This is a genomic window from Plantibacter sp. CFBP 8798 (assembly GCF_014841195.1).
Lineage (GTDB): Bacteria > Actinomycetota > Actinomycetes > Actinomycetales > Microbacteriaceae > Plantibacter > Plantibacter auratus.
In genome coordinates this window covers 517,854-536,211 of sequence record NZ_JACYTS010000001.1, presented here as the reverse complement: position 1 = coordinate 536,211, position 18,358 = coordinate 517,854, and the positions used below count along the sequence as shown (strand labels likewise).

The 18,358-nt window shown below is 70.1% G+C and carries 19 protein-coding genes; 9 read left to right on the top strand and 10 right to left on the bottom strand.

Annotated elements, in window-relative coordinates; all coding sequences use genetic code 11:
• Positions 1 to 197: 197 nt before the first annotated feature.
• Together IFU30_RS02505 and IFU30_RS02500 are read right to left on the bottom strand one after the other, a co-directional pair.
• A complete protein-coding gene (locus IFU30_RS02505) occupies positions 198 to 1,349 on the bottom strand; it encodes a hypothetical protein (RefSeq protein WP_192004190.1) in 1,152 nt (383 codons plus the stop codon).
• Between the two features lie 132 nt (positions 1,350 to 1,481).
• Entirely contained in the window at positions 1,482 to 1,883 is a 402-nt protein-coding gene (locus IFU30_RS02500) for a (R)-mandelonitrile lyase (RefSeq protein ID WP_192004189.1), read from the bottom strand.
• A gap of 133 nt (positions 1,884 to 2,016) precedes the next feature.
• Here IFU30_RS02500 and IFU30_RS02495 point away from each other — a divergent pair, with 133 nt between their 5' ends.
• The gene (locus IFU30_RS02495; protein WP_079704599.1) at positions 2,017 to 2,910 is read left to right on the top strand and encodes a DUF808 domain-containing protein; all 894 of its coding nucleotides are present in this window, start codon (positions 2,017 to 2,019) and stop codon (positions 2,908 to 2,910) included.
• A gap of 24 nt (positions 2,911 to 2,934) precedes the next feature.
• Here the strand turns inward: IFU30_RS02495 and IFU30_RS02490 are convergent, their stop codons facing one another.
• Positions 2,935 to 3,429 carry a GNAT family N-acetyltransferase gene (locus tag IFU30_RS02490; RefSeq protein WP_192004188.1) on the bottom strand — a complete coding sequence of 165 codons (495 nt, stop codon included), beginning with the start codon at positions 3,427 to 3,429 and terminating at the stop codon, positions 2,935 to 2,937.
• Positions 3,430 to 3,601: 172 nt separating this feature from the next.
• Here IFU30_RS02490 and IFU30_RS02485 point away from each other — a divergent pair, with 172 nt between their 5' ends.
• Positions 3,602 to 4,498, top strand: coding sequence for an alpha/beta hydrolase fold domain-containing protein (locus IFU30_RS02485; RefSeq protein ID WP_342450791.1), 897 nt, complete (start codon positions 3,602 to 3,604; stop codon positions 4,496 to 4,498).
• A gap of 73 nt (positions 4,499 to 4,571) precedes the next feature.
• On the opposite strand, the gene IFU30_RS02480 is transcribed toward IFU30_RS02485, so the two are convergent.
• Positions 4,572 to 4,883: a metalloregulator ArsR/SmtB family transcription factor gene (locus IFU30_RS02480; protein WP_064295846.1), complete on the bottom strand. Its 312-nt coding sequence runs from the start codon at positions 4,881 to 4,883 to the stop codon at positions 4,572 to 4,574.
• Between the two features lie 65 nt (positions 4,884 to 4,948).
• Between IFU30_RS02480 and IFU30_RS02475 the strand changes: the two genes are divergently transcribed.
• Positions 4,949 to 5,848 carry an NAD-dependent epimerase/dehydratase family protein gene (locus IFU30_RS02475; RefSeq protein WP_192004187.1) on the top strand — a complete coding sequence of 300 codons (900 nt, stop codon included), beginning with the start codon at positions 4,949 to 4,951 and terminating at the stop codon, positions 5,846 to 5,848.
• A 51-nt stretch (positions 5,849 to 5,899) separates the two neighbouring features.
• On the opposite strand, the gene IFU30_RS02470 is transcribed toward IFU30_RS02475, so the two are convergent.
• The gene (locus IFU30_RS02470) at positions 5,900 to 6,958 is read right to left on the bottom strand and encodes a LacI family DNA-binding transcriptional regulator (protein ID WP_197977364.1); all 1,059 of its coding nucleotides are present in this window, start codon (positions 6,956 to 6,958) and stop codon (positions 5,900 to 5,902) included.
• A gap of 166 nt (positions 6,959 to 7,124) precedes the next feature.
• Between IFU30_RS02470 and IFU30_RS02465 the strand changes: the two genes are divergently transcribed.
• Positions 7,125 to 9,563, top strand: a complete 2,439-nt coding sequence (locus tag IFU30_RS02465; protein ID WP_192004186.1) for a glycoside hydrolase family 2 TIM barrel-domain containing protein — start codon at positions 7,125 to 7,127, stop codon at positions 9,561 to 9,563.
• Between the two features lie 51 nt (positions 9,564 to 9,614).
• On the opposite strand, the gene IFU30_RS02460 is transcribed toward IFU30_RS02465, so the two are convergent.
• The 3 genes from IFU30_RS02460 to IFU30_RS02450 form a co-directional block, all read right to left on the bottom strand.
• Complete coding sequence (locus IFU30_RS02460; protein WP_192004185.1) at positions 9,615 to 10,601, bottom strand: hypothetical protein; 987 nt, start codon at positions 10,599 to 10,601, stop codon at positions 9,615 to 9,617.
• A gap of 64 nt (positions 10,602 to 10,665) precedes the next feature.
• Entirely contained in the window at positions 10,666 to 11,634 is a 969-nt protein-coding gene (locus tag IFU30_RS02455; protein WP_192004184.1) for an alpha/beta hydrolase, read from the bottom strand.
• 189 nt (positions 11,635 to 11,823) lie between these two features.
• The gene (locus IFU30_RS02450; RefSeq protein WP_192004183.1) at positions 11,824 to 12,579 is read right to left on the bottom strand and encodes an SDR family oxidoreductase; all 756 of its coding nucleotides are present in this window, start codon (positions 12,577 to 12,579) and stop codon (positions 11,824 to 11,826) included.
• A gap of 100 nt (positions 12,580 to 12,679) precedes the next feature.
• Between IFU30_RS02450 and IFU30_RS02445 the strand changes: the two genes are divergently transcribed.
• Positions 12,680 to 13,525 (top strand): helix-turn-helix transcriptional regulator, encoded by an 846-nt coding sequence (locus IFU30_RS02445; protein ID WP_192004182.1) that lies wholly within the window; start codon positions 12,680 to 12,682, stop codon positions 13,523 to 13,525.
• 21 nt (positions 13,526 to 13,546) lie between these two features.
• Here the strand turns inward: IFU30_RS02445 and IFU30_RS02440 are convergent, their stop codons facing one another.
• Positions 13,547 to 13,963 carry a hypothetical protein gene (locus tag IFU30_RS02440; protein WP_192004181.1) on the bottom strand — a complete coding sequence of 139 codons (417 nt, stop codon included), beginning with the start codon at positions 13,961 to 13,963 and terminating at the stop codon, positions 13,547 to 13,549.
• Positions 13,964 to 14,062: 99 nt separating this feature from the next.
• Here IFU30_RS02440 and IFU30_RS02435 point away from each other — a divergent pair, with 99 nt between their 5' ends.
• Positions 14,063 to 14,875 carry an isocitrate lyase/PEP mutase family protein gene (locus IFU30_RS02435; protein ID WP_192004180.1) on the top strand — a complete coding sequence of 271 codons (813 nt, stop codon included), beginning with the start codon at positions 14,063 to 14,065 and terminating at the stop codon, positions 14,873 to 14,875.
• A gap of 187 nt (positions 14,876 to 15,062) precedes the next feature.
• Here the strand turns inward: IFU30_RS02435 and IFU30_RS02430 are convergent, their stop codons facing one another.
• Positions 15,063 to 15,695, bottom strand: a complete 633-nt coding sequence (locus IFU30_RS02430; protein WP_197977363.1) for a Type 1 glutamine amidotransferase-like domain-containing protein — start codon at positions 15,693 to 15,695, stop codon at positions 15,063 to 15,065.
• 108 nt (positions 15,696 to 15,803) lie between these two features.
• On the opposite strand from IFU30_RS02430, the gene IFU30_RS02425 reads away from it, so the two are divergent.
• The 3 genes from IFU30_RS02425 to IFU30_RS02415 all read left to right on the top strand — a co-directional run bounded on the left by IFU30_RS02425 (position 15,804) and on the right by IFU30_RS02415 (position 18,328).
• Entirely contained in the window at positions 15,804 to 16,688 is an 885-nt protein-coding gene (locus tag IFU30_RS02425) for a hypothetical protein (RefSeq protein WP_071261383.1), read from the top strand.
• Between the two features lie 172 nt (positions 16,689 to 16,860).
• Positions 16,861 to 17,760 carry a pentapeptide repeat-containing protein gene (locus IFU30_RS02420; RefSeq protein ID WP_192004179.1) on the top strand — a complete coding sequence of 300 codons (900 nt, stop codon included), beginning with the start codon at positions 16,861 to 16,863 and terminating at the stop codon, positions 17,758 to 17,760.
• Positions 17,761 to 17,794: 34 nt separating this feature from the next.
• Positions 17,795 to 18,328, top strand: coding sequence for a hypothetical protein (locus tag IFU30_RS02415; RefSeq protein WP_192004178.1), 534 nt, complete (start codon positions 17,795 to 17,797; stop codon positions 18,326 to 18,328).
• The last annotated feature ends 30 nt before the right edge of the window (positions 18,329 to 18,358 follow it).

Sequence of the window (18,358 nt, the reverse complement as noted above, 5' to 3'; positions counted from 1 at the left end):
TGAGGAGTCGGCGGCGGGCGGTCGCACCGCGCCGATTCCATACTCACGGAGCGAGCGCATCGCCACATCCGCCGCTGGGCGAAGACGTGCCCGACGCGGCTACGCAGTTGTGCGCAAGCGAAGCGAGGCTTCGAGTGCGACCGACGACGGAGCCGACTGGAAGCGGTGGGCTTCCAGCCGGCTCGTGGTCGGTTCGCCTACTCGGCGGGCGGCGGGCTCTGCGGCTCCGTCGGCTGCTTCGGCTCCTGCGGAGGGCGGGACTCCTGCGGACGCTGCTGGTCCTGCTGCGGAGACGCAGGCGGAACCGGCGACGACGGAACCTGCGACTGCGGAGGCCCCCACTGCTGCGGCGCGGGCTGTGCCGGAGCAGGCTGCCCGGGCGCGGAGCCCTGCCAGGACGGTGTGGGCCACTGCTGGCCCGGCTGCTGCGGGGCGAACTGCTGCGGGGCAGGCTGCCCCTGGTAGCCCTGCCCGGGGTGCCCCTGCCCGTACTGGCCGGGATTCGGCTGGCCAGGGTTCGGCCGGCCGCCATACGGCTGCTGCCCCTGGTACGGCTGCTGCGGGTACGGCTGCCCCTGGTACGGCTGCTGCGGTTGCTGTCCCGGGTAGCCCTGCTGGCCCTGGTATCCCTGCTGACCCGGGTACCCCTGCACCGGGTAGCCGGGTGCGGCCTGCTGGTACACCTCCGGACGGTACGGCTGCTGCCCGTAGGTCACCCGCTCGCCCTCCGGCTTCGGGGAGAACGCCCGGACGATCACGGGGATCACGGCGGAGATCGCCGCAGCGAGCGTCGTGGCCGCGGCGATGCGCCACCACCAGTCCGCCCAGGTGCCCTCGGGGAAGGCCATCGGCAGCACGAGCACGAGGACCGTGGCGATGATGAGCGCGATCGTCACGATGCCGGTGGCCCTGACCACGGTGGACGTGGCGCGGGTGACGAAGTGGAGGAAGTACACCTGGATGATGATGAGCGCGAGACGCACGATGATGAGGATGCCGAGGAACAGCATGATCTGCGTGGACCAGACGAACCCGTCGGAGGTGTTCGGCGGCTGGAGCCACCCGTTCCACAGCTTCAGGAGGCCGACGGTGACGAGGAAGATGTTCACCAACGTCGACACCGCGAGGTACCACTTGTTGGGTCCGTGGCCGGCTGCGGCGTCGAGCGACACGGCACCGACGAAGGCCGCGAGCAGCAGCAGCGTGAGCCAGACCCGTCCGGCGATGTCGGCCTGATCGCCGACGATGATGAAGTATCCGCCGATGATCGCCGCCGCGACGAGCGTTCCGATCGTCAAGGTCAGCGCGAGCACGGCCGACCGTGAGCGGCGCGGTGTGGTCTCGACCATTCGAAATCCCCAATCTGTCGTGAGTGCCAACAGTACCGGGGTGGCATCCGCCTGGAGGGGAGGCCTCCCTACCTCTGGGGAGGACTCCCGCTTCTCCACAGCGGAGAAGCGGGGTCGCGGTCGGGCAGTCGGTCAGGGGCGGTGGTAGTCGGCTTCGGCGACGTGCTCGAGCCAGGTCGTGCTCATTGCCGGGTCGTCCGCCTGTTCGAACATCGCGAGGTGCTCCATGTAGTCGTCGGGCGTGGCTCCGTGCCAGTGCTCCTCGCCGGGTGGGGTGTAGACCGTCTGACCCGGCTGGACGACGAGAACGGCACCGTCGCGCGTGCCCATGAGGGCGGCTCCCTCGGTGACGTGGAGGGTCTGCCCGTTGGCATGCGAGTGCCATGCGGTGCGGGCGCCGGGGAGGAACCGCACCTTTGCGACCACCATGTGCTGGCCGTCCTGCTGCGGCGCGGCCAGCAGGTCGAGGTAGACGTCGCCGGTGAACTGCTCGGCGGGGTTCTTGATCGTCGCGGGTTTCGGTTGGATCTGCATACGGACGACGCTACGGCCGTGCACGTCGGCGAGGGAGTGTCCAGCAGTACACCCTTCGGCGATCGCGACAGTACTGTGGACTCCGTCCCCGCCGAGCCCGCAGCGGTGTGACCCCCGAGCCAAGGAGAAGCACATGTCGGTCGGCCTGCTCGCCGTTGTCGATGACATCCTCAGCGCAGCCCTCAAGGCGAGTGCGAAGACCGCCGGCGTCGTCATCGACGATGCGGCCGTCACCCCGCAGTACGTGCAGGGGCTCACCCCCGCGCGGGAACTACCGGTCGTGTGGCGGATCGCCCGCGGCAGCCTCATCAACAAGTTCGTCATCATCATCCCGATCGCCCTGCTGCTCACGGCGTTCGCGCCCTGGGTGCTGCCGTTCCTCCTCATCATCGGAGGCACCTACCTCTGCTTCGAGGGTGCGGAGAAGGTCATGGAGTGGTTCGGCATGCACCACGCGGAGGCGGAGGAGGACGTCCGCGACGAGAAGAAGCTCGTCTCCGGGGCGGTCCGCACCGACCTCATCCTCAGCACGGAGATCATGCTCATCTCCCTCGCCAGCCTCGACTCGGGGCTCGGCATCTGGATGACACTGGGCGCCCTCCTGGTCATCGGCCTCGTCATGACCGCGGTCGTCTACGGCGCGGTCGCCCTGCTCGTGAAGATCGACGACATCGGACTCCGGCTCATGAAGAACCCGTCACGCGGCGTCCGCCGCACCGGCGCACGGATCGTCGCGTCGATGCCCGCGGTCTTCCGCGTCATCAGCATCGTCGGCACGGTCGCGATGCTCTGGGTCGGCGGCCACCTCGTGATCGCGAACCTGGCCGAGACGTTCTGGCACGGACCGTACGACCTCCTGCACGTCGTCACCCACGCGATCGAGGCCGCCGGACCGGTCGTCGTCTGGATCGCCGACACCGCGATGTCCGCCGTGTTCGGACTCGTCCTCGGTCTGATCGTCGTCGCGATCGTGACCGGGATCTCGCGCCTGCGGTCACGGAACCAGCCCGCGAAAGCTACTCACTAGCGGAGGCAGCCGCGCTGCCGAGCGTCAGCGGAGCGGGCGGGCGTAGCAGAGCGACATCGGGATGACCTCGTACGGCGAGTAGATCGGGATGGGCTCGTAGCCGAGCCACTCGTAGAGCCGCACGGCCTCGGGCTGGCGGTCGCCGGTCTGCAGGATGAGGCGGGACGCCCCCTCGGCACGGGCGGTGTCCTCGACGGCGGTGATCAGGCGCTTCGAGACACCCCGGCCGCGGTGAGCCGGGAGGGTGACGACGCGCTTGAGCTCCCATTCACCGTGCAGTCGGCGCAGGGCGGCGTGGCCGACCGGCTCGCCGTCGATGAGGGCCAGGAAGGTCGCACTGATGTCGGCAGGATCGACGGTGAACGCGGTCAGCGCCCTCTCGGCAGCCTCGTGGTCCCAGTCCTCCCAGGCCGACGCGTACCGTGCATCCATCTCCTCGTCCATCGCGGCGCGGAGCCGCACGGCCCGCTCGTCGTCCCAGGCGACTCGCTCGATGACGACGGGGTTCAGCTCGGGCATGCGGTTCCTTCGGGACGGGCTGCTGCGGCGCGATCGGCACGTCGACGCCGTCTGCCAGTGTCCCACGACGAAGACCCGTCGGAGCGCTTCACCTCCAGCAGGACGGGGACTCCTGCCCAGCCTGCGCTGCTACCGTGGCGAGCCCCAGGAACCCGTCAACCGCGGAGGCACCGTGCTCACCATCCCAGGCGTCGTCGTCGGCCCAGCGCTCCGACTGATCCGCGCGAACCGCGCCTTCGTGAGTGAGGCCGGCGCGCGGCGCCGGATCCGGGAACGCACCCTCCGGCCGGCGTCCTACGGTCCGCCCGGCACCCTCCGCAGCGACGTCCGGGTCGACGTCGAACGTTTCGAAGAGTGGCCGGTGTACACCGTGTCCCCCACGCGACGACCGGCGATCGGCGGGGTCGTGTACGCGCACGGCGGCGGCTGGGTCGGCGAGATCGCACCGCAGCACTGGACGCTGGCCGCCACCATCGCCGCGGAGACCGGCGCCGTGGTCACACTCCCGATCTACCCGCTCGTGCCCTACGGCACCGCGGTGGTGGCGCAGAACGGCGTCGTCGAGCTGGTCCGGCGCAGCATCGAGCGGCACGGGCCGACCGTCCTCGCGGGCGACTCGGCCGGCGGTCAGATCGCCCTGTCGGCTGCGCTCCGACTCCGGGACGAGGGCGTCGTCCTGCCGATGACCACTCTGTTGTCACCGGCGCTCGACCTCACCTGGAGCAACCCGCGGATCCCCCTCGTGCAGCCGAGCGACCCCTGGCTGGCGACGCCCGGCGGACGCGTGTTCGCGGAGCACTGGCGCGGCGATCTGGACATCACCGATCCGACCGTGAGCCCCCTCTTCGGCGACTTCGCCGGGCTCGGACCACTCACGCTCTTGAGCGGGACCCGCGACGTCCTCAACCCCGACGCAGAGCTGCTCGTCGACCGAGCCGAAGCGGCCGGCGTCACCGTCGACTACCACGAGGGCACCGGACAGTTCCACGTCTGGGCACTACTGCCGACCCGCGCCGGACAAGCCGCCACGCAGACGATCGTCCACAGCGTCACGCACGGGCTGCGCTGAGCCGCCCGAAACGGCTTGAGATCGCGGCGGAATCGAACACGTTCGGGCGACTCAGCGCCGGATCGAAACCGAGCTACGCGGTCCGGCGCTTGCGGACCTCACGCAGGACCATCTGCTCCGGACAGACGGTGGACAGGAAGTCGCCCACCGACAGCGCGAGGCGCTCACCGACGAGTGAGTAGAGGATGCGGTTCGCATCGCGGCGCTCGGAGACGAGGCCGGCCTGGCGCAGGACGCTCAGGTGCCGCGAGATGGTCGGACCGGTGGCGTCGAAGCGTGCGGCGATCTCCCCCGCGGCGAGCTCGCCGTCCTTGAGGTCCTGCAGGATCTGCCGCCGCGTCGGATGAGCGAGCGCGGCGAAGATGTCCGACGCTGTATCTGCCATGTTTGCAATCTAGCACAATTGCGATATACAGTTTCGCTATATTGCTAACAAGCGAAGGAGACAGCATGCGAGTGGCCATCACCGGTGGGACCGGGTTCGTCGGACGACACCTGGCCGAGCGACTGCAGCACGACGGGCACGAGATCGTCGTCGTCTCCCGACGCACCGGCGTGGAGATCGACGACGTCGAGGCGTTGACCGCCGCGTTCGCCGACTGCGACGCGGTCGCGCACTGCGCCGGGATCAACCGCGAGCTCGGTGATCAGACCTTCCAGCGCGTGCACGTCGACGGCACCCGGGCGGTCGTGGACTCGGCCCGCCGCGCCGGCGTCGGTCACATCGTGCTGGTGAGCTTCCTTCGCGCGCGCCCCGACTGCGGCTCCGGGTACCACGAGACGAAGTGGGCTGCCGAGGAGATCGTGCGGGGCTCGGGCATCGCGCACACCGTCCTCAAGTTCGGCATGATCTACGGCGCCGGCGACCACATGGTCGATCACGTCACCAAGGCCGTCCGCACCTTCCCGGTGTTCGCGACCGTCGGCTACCGCGAGCGCCGCGTGCGTCCGGTGCCGGTCGCGGACGCCGTCGACGTCCTCGTCGCAGCACTCGAGGGCCAGGTGTCGGACCCGACCGTCGCGGTCATGGGCGCCGAGGAACTCGAGCTGGGTGCGGCCGTGCGCCGGATCGCGCACGTGGCCGGACGCCGCCCGCTGTACGTCCCGGTCCCCGTGTGGACGATCCGCCTGCTCGCGGGCGCGACGGAACGCCTCATGAAGACGCCGTTGGTGGCGAAGGCGCAGGCACAGATGCTGGCGGAAGGAGTGAGCGAGGCGGCCCCACCGGCACCGGAACTCCCTGCGGACCTCCGTCCCTCACGCCGCTTCGACGAGTCCCGGATCCGTGCCGCGCTCCCCGTCGGCCGCTTCACGCTCCACGACCTCCGCCTGCCGCGCTGGTCCCGCTGAGTCGCCCGAAACTGCTCGAAAATCGGGCTGAAACGCACAGATTCGGGCAACTCAGGGCGTCGAGGGCGGGACCGGCCCCGTCGACTCCCGCGCGATGAGCGTCGTCGCGAGCTCGAGGTGATGGGAGAACGGCCGCTCGCCGGCATGCAGGCGGAGGACGGTGTCGACCGCCGCCCGGCCGATGTCGTGCATCGAGGTGTGGACGGTCGTCAGGAGCGGAACGGTCAGCATCGCCGAGTACGTGTCGTCGTAGCCGACCACGCTCACGTCCTCCGGCACGCGGAGGCCGGCCCGCAGGACGGTGCGTACGACCGCGAAGGCGTCGGCGTCGTTGGTCGCGAACACGGCGGTCGGCGGATCCGAGCGGGCCAGCATGCGCGCGACGGCGTCCCCGGCGGTCCCCATCCCCTCCTCGGAGACGAGGTCGTGATCGAGCGGGATGTCGGCCCCGCGAAGTGCTTCGCGGTACCCGACGGCGCGCGCCCGCAGGCCCGGATTGGCCGGGTTCCCTCCCACGAAGGCGATCCGCCGATGCCCGAGGCCGACGAGGTGCTCGACCGCCTGCTGCCCGCCGGCGGCGTGGCTCGAGCCGATACTCGCGACCGAGCGGTCGAGCGGATCCGGCGAGTCGACCGCGACGAGCGCGATGCCCGCGTCGAGGCAGGCATCGACGACGTCGGCGGCGATGGGCGTCGTGACGACGATCGTGCCGATCGCACCTCGCGCCGCGACGCCGTCGACGAAGCTGCGGTCGAGCGCCACCTCGTCTCCGGTCGCATCCGTGGACCCGAAGCCGGAACCGGGCGACAGCACCCGCGTCACGAGATCGACGTCCGACCGCTGTGCCGCGGCGACCATGCCGTCGAGGACACGGAGGGAGTAGACGCTGTGCAGGGTGTCGAACACGACATGGATGGTTCGCGGAGCACCGGGGATCGACCGGGGTGTCGGGCGGTACCCGAGCTCACGCACGGCCGTCTCGACCCGGGCACGGGTCGCCTCGGACATGCCCGAACGACCGTTGATCACCTTCGAGACGGTCGCGATCGAGACACCGGCGCGCTCTGCGATCGACGCCAGCGTCGGACCCGTCATGGGTGTGCGTGCCATGGAGCCTCTCCCTCGTCCCGCAGCGGGCAGCCGTCCGTCGCGCCCAGCCTAGCGAAACAGTTTCGAATCGACGCGTTGACGACGCCTGGCCGCTCAGCCTACCTTCGGGGTCAGGGCGCACGACGCCGAAAGACTTTCGTCATCCCGATCTGCACTGGAGCACGTCATGACCACCATCCCGTTCACCGGCGACTGGATCGTCCGCGCACCCCGAGGCCCGTTCGCCGCCGTCCAGGGCGGTGCCGACGACTCGCTGGCCGTGACCCTCCCGCACGACGCCCTGCGCGATACCGAGCGCTCGCCGGACGCAGTCGCGAAGGGCGGGGCCGCCTACTACCCCGCCGGCGCCTTCAGCCACGTGAAGACCTTCGAGGTCCCCACCGAGTGGTCCGGTCGCATCGTCCGGCTCGAGGTCCAGGGGGCGTTCCGGCACGCGATGGTGTACCTCAACGACGAGTTCGCCGGCAATCGTGCCGACGGCTTCGCGCGCTTCTTCGTCGAGCTCACCCCGTTCCTCCGCTTCGGCGAGACGAACACGCTGCGCATCGAGACCCGCGCAGGGCAGGACTCCCGCTGGTACGCCGGAGCCGGCCTGCACCGCCCGGTCCTCCTGCACGTCGACGAACCCACGCACATCGAGCCCGACGGTGTCCGCATCACGACGATCCGGATCGAGGAGGACCAGGCGGTGCTCGAAGTGGCGACGACCGTCGTCAACCGGGGTTTCACCAGGAGCGCGCGCGTCCTCGTGACGGAACTCGCCGGCCCAGACGGGAGCGTGGTGGAGGGCGAGCGCACGCCGGTCACCGTCGCGCCAGGCGGTAGCGCGCTCATCCGCCAGCGCCTGTACGTGCCGGACGCAGCCCTGTGGAGCGTCGACTCGCCGACACTGTACTCGGCGAGGACCTCGCTCGAGGTCGACGACCGACCCGCCGACGAGGCGGCCGTCGTCCACACGGTCCACGGCATCCGCACGGTCACCGTCGACCCTCGGAAGGGTCTCCGCATCAACGGCGAGCCGGTGCTCCTGCACGGCGCCTGTGTCCACAGCGACAACGGTCCGCTCGGTGCAGCGTCGATCGCGCGCGCCGAGGAACGGCGTATCCAGCTCCTCAAGGACGCCGGCTTCAACGCGATCCGCGCGGCCCACAATCCGGCGTCGCCCGCCATGCTCGACGCCTGCGACCGCATCGGCATGCTCGTCATGGACGAGGCCTTCGACATGTGGGGCCGGGGCAAGACGGGTCACGACTACTCCCTCGACTTCGCGCAGTGGTGGCGGGCCGATCTGGAGTCGATGGTGGCGAAGGACATGAACCATCCGAGCGTGATCATGTACTCGATCGGCAACGAGATCGTCGAGGTCGGAACCCCGCACGGCGCGATCCAGGCGCGGGAACTCGCCGAGCACGTGCGGGCGTTGGATCCGACACGACTCGTGACGAACGGCGTGAACGCGACCCTGGCCGTGCTCGACGATCTGGACGACATCATGGCGTCGGACCAGGGGTTGAACGAGCTGATGGGCGAAGCGGGCGCGAACATGATGAGCCTCATCGGTTCCTCCGACGCCGTCACGACGCGCACCGAGGAGTCCAGTGCAGCCCTCGACGTCCTCGGTCTCAATTACGCGGACGGCCGCTACGCGAGCGATGCCGAGCGGTTCCCGCACCGCGTGATCGTCGGCTCGGAGACCTTCCCGACGCAGATCGGCGACCTCTGGCCGCTCGTCGAGGCGAACCCGAACGTGATCGGCGACTTCACCTGGACCGGCTGGGACTACCTCGGCGAGGTCGGCATCGGTGCGACCTCCTACGCTGAGGACCCGGAGGCGAACGGCGCACTCGAGCGCGAGTTCCCGTACCTCACCGCGTGGTGCGGCGACTTCGACATCACCGGCTGGCGGCGGCCGGTGTCGTACTACCGGGAGATCGTCTTCGGTCTGCGGTCCGAGCCGGCCATCGCGGTGGTCCGACCGGAACGGCACGGGCAGACGATCACGATGCAGTCGCCGTGGGCGTGGAGCGACTCGGTCGACTCGTGGACCTGGCCCGGTTTCGAGGGCGCGCCGGTGACGGTCGAGGTCGCCGCCGATGCCGACGAGGTGGCCCTACTGCTCGACGGTGTGGAGGTGGCGCGTGGGCCGGTGGGTGGACGCCGGCCGAAGCTCGCCGAGTTCGAGACCGTCTACCGGCCGGGCACGCTCGAGGCGGTCGCGTTCCGCTCGGGCGCGGAGGTCGGCCGCACCGCGCTCGTCTCCGCCACCGGCCCGACCAGGCTCGTGGCGACCGCCGACCGGACGACGCTCCACGCCGACGACACCGATCTCGCCTTCATCGCGATCGAGCTGCGGGACGCGGCCGGCGTCCTGGTCACCGGCGCCGACCGCGAGGTCTCGGTCAGCGTCGCGGGCGCGGGTCGGCTCGCGGGCTTCGGAACCGGCACCCCGAAGACGACCGAGCGCTTCGACGCGACCACGCGCACCACCTTCGACGGACGGGCACTGGCGATCGTCCGGCCGAGCGGGCCCGGCGCCATCACGGTGACGGTGAGCGGTGCAGGCCTCGACGACGTCGTCTTGGATCTGGAGGCAGCGGCTCGCTGAGTCGCCCGAATCTGCACGGATATCGCCGTATTCCGTGCAGAACGGGGCGACTCAACGCCCCATGGATCTGAGCAGCAGCGAGGCGAGTTCGTAGCGCGCCCGGCCGACCGGCTCACGAGGGTCGTATCCCAGGATCCGGGTGAAGTGCTCGTGCTTGCCCTGCAACGTCGAGTGGTGCATGCCGAGCTCCTGCGCTGCTGACCGCACACTGTCACCTCGCACCAGCGCGTCGAGCACCCGCACGGCACGATCGTCGAGTGCGGCGAGCGCCGAGACGTCCGGCACCCCAGCCGCGGTGGCGGCCAACTCCCGGACCGCGTCAGCGAGGATACCGAGGTCCGCGATGTCGACGACCCGGTGGGAGGCGTCCGTCATGCTGATGGCCATCTGCGCGTCCGCCCACGATCGCGCCAGCTGGGTCGCGACGCCCGGGCGTCCGATTCCGGCGACGCCGTCGACAGTAGACGGTCCCGGCACCGAGTCGGGACCGCTGATGATCGTCGCCCGCAGCACGCCACCGGTGCCGACCGTGAGGGCCGACGGACCGCCCTGCGGGTGCACCGACGGTGACGTCGCGATCACCCGCAGGGCGGAGCCGGAGAGGGACAGTCGTTCGGCGGCCTGCGATCGTTCCGACTCGGAACGATCGGCATCGAGCAGGATCTGCACCGACGAATCCGCCTGCGGGTGACGCCGCGACCGCAGTAGGGCCACGGCGAGCGCGAACCGTTCGAGCACGATCGCGTCGTTGGCGTGGGCGACTCCGACGCGTTCCAACCAGACGGACCCGTCACCGGCGACCGTGCGCGTCGGCCAGTCCGCGGATTCGACGGGCAGCCGGTGGCCGGCAGGATCGACGCGGACGGCAGCCTCCGGGGTACGCGCTCCTGCTGGCACCCCGGCCAGAACGGCTGCTCCGCGGGTGAGCGCTTCGGTGTTCACCCCGCCCGCGACGAGCGCGTCGAAGTAGGCGATGACCTTCAGACCTTCACTCGCCTCGGGATCCAAGGCGGTGAGGCGGCCGACGAGTTCCTGCATGGCGTCACTCCGATGTGCCTGTGACGACCCAGCATAGGGAACCGGGTCGTCACAGGCGATGACCTCAGGGCGCGAGCAGGCGAGCGACCCAGGCGTTCCGGGCGGCGGTCATGGCCCGGGCGAGTTCGGCGTGCGGCGCGAGCATGTCGAATCCGTGGAACCCACCCGGCCACACGTGGAGCTCGGCTTGGACGCCGGCCTGCCAGAGCGACGTCGCGTAGGCGACGTCCTCGTCACGGAAGACCTCTGCACTGCCGCAGTCGATGAAGGCGGGTGGCAGGCCGGTCAGATCGATTGCGCGTGCCGGGGCGGCATAGATGGAGACGTCGTCGCCTCCGACACGGTCGCCGAGCAGTGCGGTCCAGCCGGTGATGTTGCTGCCCCGGTCCCAGACGCCGACCCCGTCGATCTGCGTGGTCGAGACGGTGGCGTCGCGATCGTCGAGCATCGGGTAGATGAGGACCTGGCCGGCGAGCTCCGGACCGCTCCGATCGCGGGCCAGGAGCGCGACACCAGCGGCGAGCCCTCCACCGGCGCTCGCTCCCGCGATGATGAACCGAGCCGGATCGATGCCGAGTTCCTGCGCGTGCTCCGCCGTCCAGACGAGTGCGGCGTAGCAGTCCTCCACCGGGTACGGGTCGGGGAACTCCGGTGCGAGTCGGTACTCGACGGTGACGACCGTGGCGTCGAGTTCGACGATCCACGGCAGGAACTGGCCGAGCCCCACGAAGCGGTCGCCCATGACCATCCCGCCGCCGTGGGTGTGGAACACTCCGGGGCCGGTGCCGACCTTGCCGGCTCGCGCGAGCACGGAGACGGAGATCTCGGCACCCTCGTACCCGGCGATGGTCAGATCGCGGCGCTCGACCCCGGCTTCGGCGAGCATCTCGTCCACGGGGAGCGAGACCGGCGACGCCTGGCGCAGCATCGGGATCATGTCGGCGGTGAGGGTCGAGGGCATCAGATCACCGACGGCGGCGAGGACCGCGGCGAGCTCGGGATCGAAGGGCGGGTGGTTCGCGGTCGCGGTCATGATGAACTCCAATGTCCACAGCGGATGACGGTGTCCCCAGTCTGCTGCTCGCGACGGCCCGACTCACCCGCCGAACGTGCCCGTCTTCCCGGCATCGCACCGCCATCTGGCGGGCTCCGCACGCGCTGAGTCGCCCGAATCTGCACGATCTCAGCCTGATTTCGTGCAGATCCGGGCGAACGAACGCGCCTAGTGCGGGTCGAGGCGGTTGAGCATCGCGACCGTCTGGTCGTATTCGCCGCGGACCTCGGCGTAGCGCAGGAACTTGACGTTCTCGACCTGGATCTCCGTGGCGTCGGGCTGCGACTCGATGAGGCCCATGACCTCGTCGGCGAACGCGTCGAGTGGCATCGCGAAGTCGCTCTCCTCCTGGCCGGGCATGAGCGAGGTGCGGACGGCCGGCGGGACGAGCTCGACGACACGGACGCCCGTGTCCGCCAGCTGGAGGCGGATCGACTCGCTCAGCATGTGGATGGCCGCCTTGCTCGCGTTGTAGGTCGGCGTCACCCGCAGCGGGGTGAAAGCGAGGCCCGAGGAGACGGTCATGATCGTCGCGTCCGGTCGGCTGCGGAGCTGCTCGATGAACGCGCCGATGAGCCGGATGGGCCCGAGGACGTTCGTCGTGATGATCTCCTCGGCGATCGCGACGAAGTCGGAACCGGTCCAGTCCTCGCCGCGCATGACGCCGGCCATCGTGATGAGCACGTTCATCTCCGGGTGCTCCGCGATGACCTGCTTCGCCGCGGCTTCGATGCTCGCAGGATCGGCTGTGTCGATCCGCACGGTGTGGAGGCCGGGCTCGTCGGCGGCGATCGACTCGAGGAGTTCGGTGCGTCGCCCGCCGATGATGACGGTGTTGCCGGCTGCGTGGAGGCGTCGTGCGAGAGCGAGGCCGATGCCGCTCGTCGCGCCGGGGATGAAGACGGTGTTTCCGGTGATCTGCATGCATCGAGTCTCCGTCGGTGACGACGGCCGCACCAGGGTGCGGCGATCCATGGATCCGCGATCCCTGGATCGCCTGGCCGCGGAGGCGGATACTGGCGGGATGGATCGCCCAGCGCTCGCCGACTTCCTCCTCCGACACCGATCGACGTTGCAGCCCGCGGACGTCGGCCTGAGCAGCGGACCTCGGCGACGGACGGCGGGGCTCCGACGCGAGGAGGTCGCGCAGCTCGCGGCGATGTCGACCGACTACTACGCGCGGCTCGAGCAGCAGCGGGGTCCGCAGCCGAGCACGCAGATGCTGGGTTCACTCGCGCGGGCGCTCCGGCTGAGTGCCGAGGAACGCGACTACCTGTATCGGATCGCCGGACACAACGCACCGACCCGCCTCGCAGCGACCGACTACGTCGCGCCGGCGCTTCTGCGCGTCCTCGACCGGCTCACCGACGCACCCGCGCTCATCCTGTCGGCGCTCGGCGAGACGCTCGTCCAGAACGACCCGGCCCGGGCGCTGTTCGGCGATGCGAACCGGTACCGGGGCCTGGAACGCAGCGCGATCTACCGCTGGTTCCTGCACCCGGAGGAACACGAGCGATACCCCGCCGAGGACCGGGACCGGCAGAGTCGAGCGCAGGTCGCGTCGCTGCGTGCGGCCTACGGCTCGTTGGGGGCGCAGTCGCCGGCCGGCGAGATCGTCGAGGCGCTCACCGGGCACAGTGAGGAGTTCCGGCGACTGTGGGCGACGCACGAGGTCGGGCGGCGCTTCGAGGACCACAAGGTGCTCATCCACCCCGAGATCGGCCCCATCGAGCTGGACTGCCAGGCCCTGTTCACCGAGGACCAGTCGCAGGCACTCCTCGTCCTCACGGCCGCGCCGCACACCGAGGCCGCAAGCAAGCTCAAGCTCCTCGCCGTGCTCGGGACGCAGACCTTCGAGGGTGCGCGGTAGCGGAAGCGCCGGCCGAACGGTTCAGGCCGTCGGTGCTGTCCGCAGCTTCCGACGCCGGACAGCCCCGCCGATCGCGATGCCGACGACCCCGACGATCACCGGGACGACCAGGCCGAGGACGACGACCGCGAGGAGCGCCAGGACGAAGCTCGGCATCAGCCCGCCGCCGATCAGGTCGACCACGAGTAGCGGGATGAACGCGAGCAGCACGAGCCAGGCGAGCCCCGGCTGACGCGACACCGCGAGGATGCCGACCGCGAGCCAGACACCCGCGCCCCAGAGCAGGAGGCCGAGGGTGAAGCGCCAGGAGTCGTACGACTGGTACGGCAGGAGTTGCGGACCGGGTGCGGCCAGATCCGGGTTGCCGATCACGACCAGCGAGGCGACCACGAGGCCGAGGGCGGCGAGTACGAGGGCAAAGACACCGAAGACACGCACGGCTACCTCCTAGGGGACGACGACCGCGCACCTGCGGACGGGTCAACCATACGGGCAGGCGTGCCGCGCTCGGCAAGGAAGATGTGCTGGACTTGCCTGATGACCACACCGCTCGAACGCGCGCTCGCCCTGCAGGCGATGCACGTCCCCGGAGACCCGCTGATCCTGCCGAACGCCTGGGACGTCGCCTCCGCCCGCGCCGTCCTGGCGTCCGGCGTCCGCGCGATCGCGACGACGAGTGCCGGGGTCGCCTGGTCGCTCGGGCACCGCGACGGGAACGAGCTGACCCGCGACGTCGCCCTCGACACCGTGCGACGGATCGCATCGTCGGTGTCCGTCCCGGTCACCGCGGACATCGAGGGCGGCTACGGAGAGACACCGGACGAGGTCGCCCGCACGATCGCCTCCTGTATCGACGCGGGCGCCTCCGGCGTGAACCTCGAGGACTCGCTCCGCCCGACCGCGGAACAGGAACGACGGATCGAGGCAGCACGGTCTGCCGCTGACCAGGCCGGGATTCCCCTCTTCATCAACGCCCGGATCGACACGCATCGACTCGGCGACATCGGAGACGACCGTTGGTTCGACGAGACGGTGACGCGTGCCGCTGCGTATGCACGGGCCGGCGCGAGCGGGATCTTCGTGCTCGGTGCCCTCCGAGCCGACACGATCGAGCGGCTCGCCGATGCGACGACCCTGCCACTCAACGTCGCCTTCGGTCCGGGAACGCTGACGATCAGCGAGCTCGCGAGAGCCGGCGCGAGTCGCATCAGCGCTGGTTCGTCGATCGCGGAAGCCGCTTACAGCCTCGCGCAGCAGTGGGCGACGGCGATGCTCGAGACGCCCGATGCAGCTCCCGCATCACCGCCCACGCTCGGCTGGGCCGCAATGAACCAGCTCATCCGGGACTGAACCCCCGACGGGGTCAGCGGTACGACGACCACACGTCGCGGATCGCCTCGAGCTGTCGGTCGATCGTGAAGCCGGAGATGTCCAGGACGACGTCGACCTCCGGCGGCGATGCGAGCAGGTCGTGCAGCAGATCGAACTCGGCGTCCGTCAGATACGCGGGGCGCGTCGCTGCACGTGCTCGCCGGCCTCACGGACTCGACGGGATCACCGTCGCCGTCGCGCCGTCGATCAGCAGGGCCTGATCGTCGCGGAGCGGGACCAGCGGGTAGTCGTCGGCGTACTGCTCCAGCGTCCGGCTGATGAGCTCCGGCGGGTACGGCGGCAACTGGCCGTCGGCGTGCGGGATCACCGTTCGGTCGATCAGCGCGAGCCCGGCGAATCCGGTGAGTGTCGGGCCGTCGGCAGGGTCGTCCAGGAGCGAGACTGGGGTGGCGTCCGGTCCGGCGCTGATCGATCCGGCGCTGGCACCGATGTACGGCAGGCCCGCCCGCACGTGCCTGGTGATCACCGTGTCGTTCCCGGAGCTCCGCAACGCCTCGAGCAGGGCGAAGGTGCTTCCACTCGCGACGTAGACCGCGTCCAGGTCCGCCAGCGTGCGGTCGAGGTCGGCAGGCGCGGTCTCGCGGACGGTGACCCGAACGACCTCGTGGCCGAGGGCCTCCACCGACTCGCGCTCGGCGCGGACGAAGGGAGCCTCGGCGAACGCCACCTGCGCGTCGTCGACGTACCCGAGTCGCAGCCGACGACCCGCCGCATCGGTCGACTCGGCGAGGAACGGCGCCATGGCGCCCGGTTGGCGGGACAGCAGGAGGATCTTCACGGAGACACGCTAGAAGATACCGCCGACACGGCCGCTCCGGGCCTGTACCACCATCACCGCGAATGCGCGGGATTGGACCGGCTCCCGTGGCTGTGCTGGAGTGGACGTATGACATCACCGCAGGTCCTGGACCGGGAACAGGTCCGCGCCGCTGTGGACGTCGAGCAGCTCACCGAGGAACTCGGTGCAGCACTCCGCTCGTACACGGGCGAGGGTGCGCCGCAACGCATCCGCGTCCCGATCAACGACAACCTCACGGCCATGGTCCTCGTGCCCGGTCGCCACGAGGGCATCCCGGCCTACACGGTGAAGGTCCATGCGAAGAACCCGACCGCACGCGAGGCCGTGCACGGGACCATCCTGCTCCACCGCCTGCCCGACGGCGCCCTGTTGTCGATCATGGACAGCGGCTGGCTCACGGCACAACGAACCGCGCTCAGTGCCGCGTACGTCCACGACCACCTGACCGCAGCCGCGACACCGGGACCGGTGGCGATCATCGGAGCCGGCGTCCAAGGGGCGACCTTCGCGCGAGCCCTGCAGCGTCGACGCCCCTCGGTCGGATTCCGGATCCACGACCCGGATGCCGCCCGAGCCGAGTCACTGCGGGCCGAGCTGGGCGAGGGCTCGACGGTCGCGGCGACGGTCGAGCAGGCGTTGACGACGGCGACCTCGGCGATGACCGCGACCTGGGGACGCCGGCCGGTCGCCGAAGCCGCGGCGCTCGCGGCCTGCGAGCACATCACGGTGCTCGGCATGGACGAACCCGGCAAACGCGAGCTTCCCGAGGAGACCCTGGCGGGTGCGACCCGCTACGCCGACGACCCAGCCCTCGTCGAGCCGATCCTGCAGCGACCGACCACACCGATCAGCCTGGTGCTCCGGGGTGAGCGGATCGCCCGGTCCGCGCACGATCGCACCGTCTACCTCGCCGTCGGCCTGCCGATGCAGGACTGCGTCGCAGCCTGGCACGTGCACAACCGGGCGGGGTAGCCTGAACGCAGAGAACCGTTCTTTCGCTCTGTGACCCAGAGGCCTTTCAGCGACACCCGTTCGCTCCTCCCACGAGGGGCGGTGATTTCGTGCGCCCGGAACGGGAGCTCCCTGCGGAGTTCCCCTGCACCCCGGCTCCCACTCGAAACCACTCCGGAAAGAACACCCACACATGACGTCCATCGACGCTTCCTCGACCCCCTCCGACGACCGCTCGGCGCTCCGCGCCAACTGCGCTGACTGCTTCGCGCTCTGCTGCACCGCCTTCGGCTTCCAACGCTCGGCTGACTTCCCGATCGACAAACCAGCGGGAACGCCCTGCCTCAATCTGGCGGACGACTTCTCCTGCACCATCCACGAATCCCTGCGTCCGAGAGGGTTCCGCGGATGCACCGTCTTCGACTGCTTCGGCGCTGGCCAGCTCGTCTCGCAGGAGCTCTTCAGCGGTACGAGCTGGCGCGACCGCCCCGACACGAGCCCCGAGATGTTCGCCACGTTCTCCGTCGTGCGCCAGCTGCAGGAGATGAGTTGGTACCTCGTCGAAGCCGCCGAGCGGACGGCCGCGTCAGACCTGGTGATGCACATCAGCCGCCTCCGTATTGGGATCCAGCGGATCCTCGACGGCGGCACCTCCGAGATCCTCGCCTGCGACGTCGAGTCCCTCCGCGCCGACGTCCGGCACCTGCTGATCGACGTCAGCGAGGAGGCGCGGGGCGGGTACCTGGCCGGCGCCGACACCGAGCCAGGCGACGACCTCCACCCCTCGGCGGACCTCGCCGGCCGCGACCTGCGCGCTCGTCGGCTGTGCGGAGCCGATCTACGCGGGGCGATCCTGATCGGCGCGGACCTGCGGGGGGCGGACTTGGCGGGCGTCGACCTGCTCGGAGCCGATCTCCGCGATACACGACTCGACGGGGCCGACCTCTCGGCCGCCCTGTTCCTCACCCAGATGCAGCTCAACGCGGCACGAGGTGACGAGGCGGCGCTCTTGCCGACCACCCTCGACCGACCGGGGCACTGGACGACGGCGAGTCGCGCTTCCTCCCCGACAGATGGGGAGTTGTCCCCGTAGGCCTCGGGTGGCCGTCCCCGATACCGTCGATGACATGATCCGCATGCACCGCACCCTCGCCCTGACCGCCCTCGTCGCAGCGACCGCCGGGATCGCCCTGACCGGGTGCTCGAGCCCACAGGAGGCACCCGACGACGCCCTGGCACTCGGCACGGGTGTGGCCGTCGAGGTCGGGACGGGCGTCGAGATGTCGTTCGCCATCGACGACGTCCGGGAGGGGAAGCTGAGCGACCTCGCCGAGATGGGTCTGCAGTCGACGCCGTCGGACGAGGGGAAGACCCCGTACTTCGTCACCTACTCGGTCACGCTGACGGACGGCGACATCAAGGACGCCGACCGCTCCGCACTCCCCGTGCCGACGACGGACGAATGGAAGCTCAGCGGCACGGGCACCTACCAGCCCATCAAGGTCCTGGGCCAGTTCGACTGCACCCCGGACGGCAACGCGACGGCCGGGGTGTCCCCCGACGCCCCGCTCGTCGCCTGCCAGGCCTTCCTCGGCGACAAGGACGCCCTGCCCACGGTCATCGAGGTCAAGGACCTCGGCACCTGGGCGACGAAGGACTGAGCTCCCGCGACTCGAGCTGCACCTGCACCG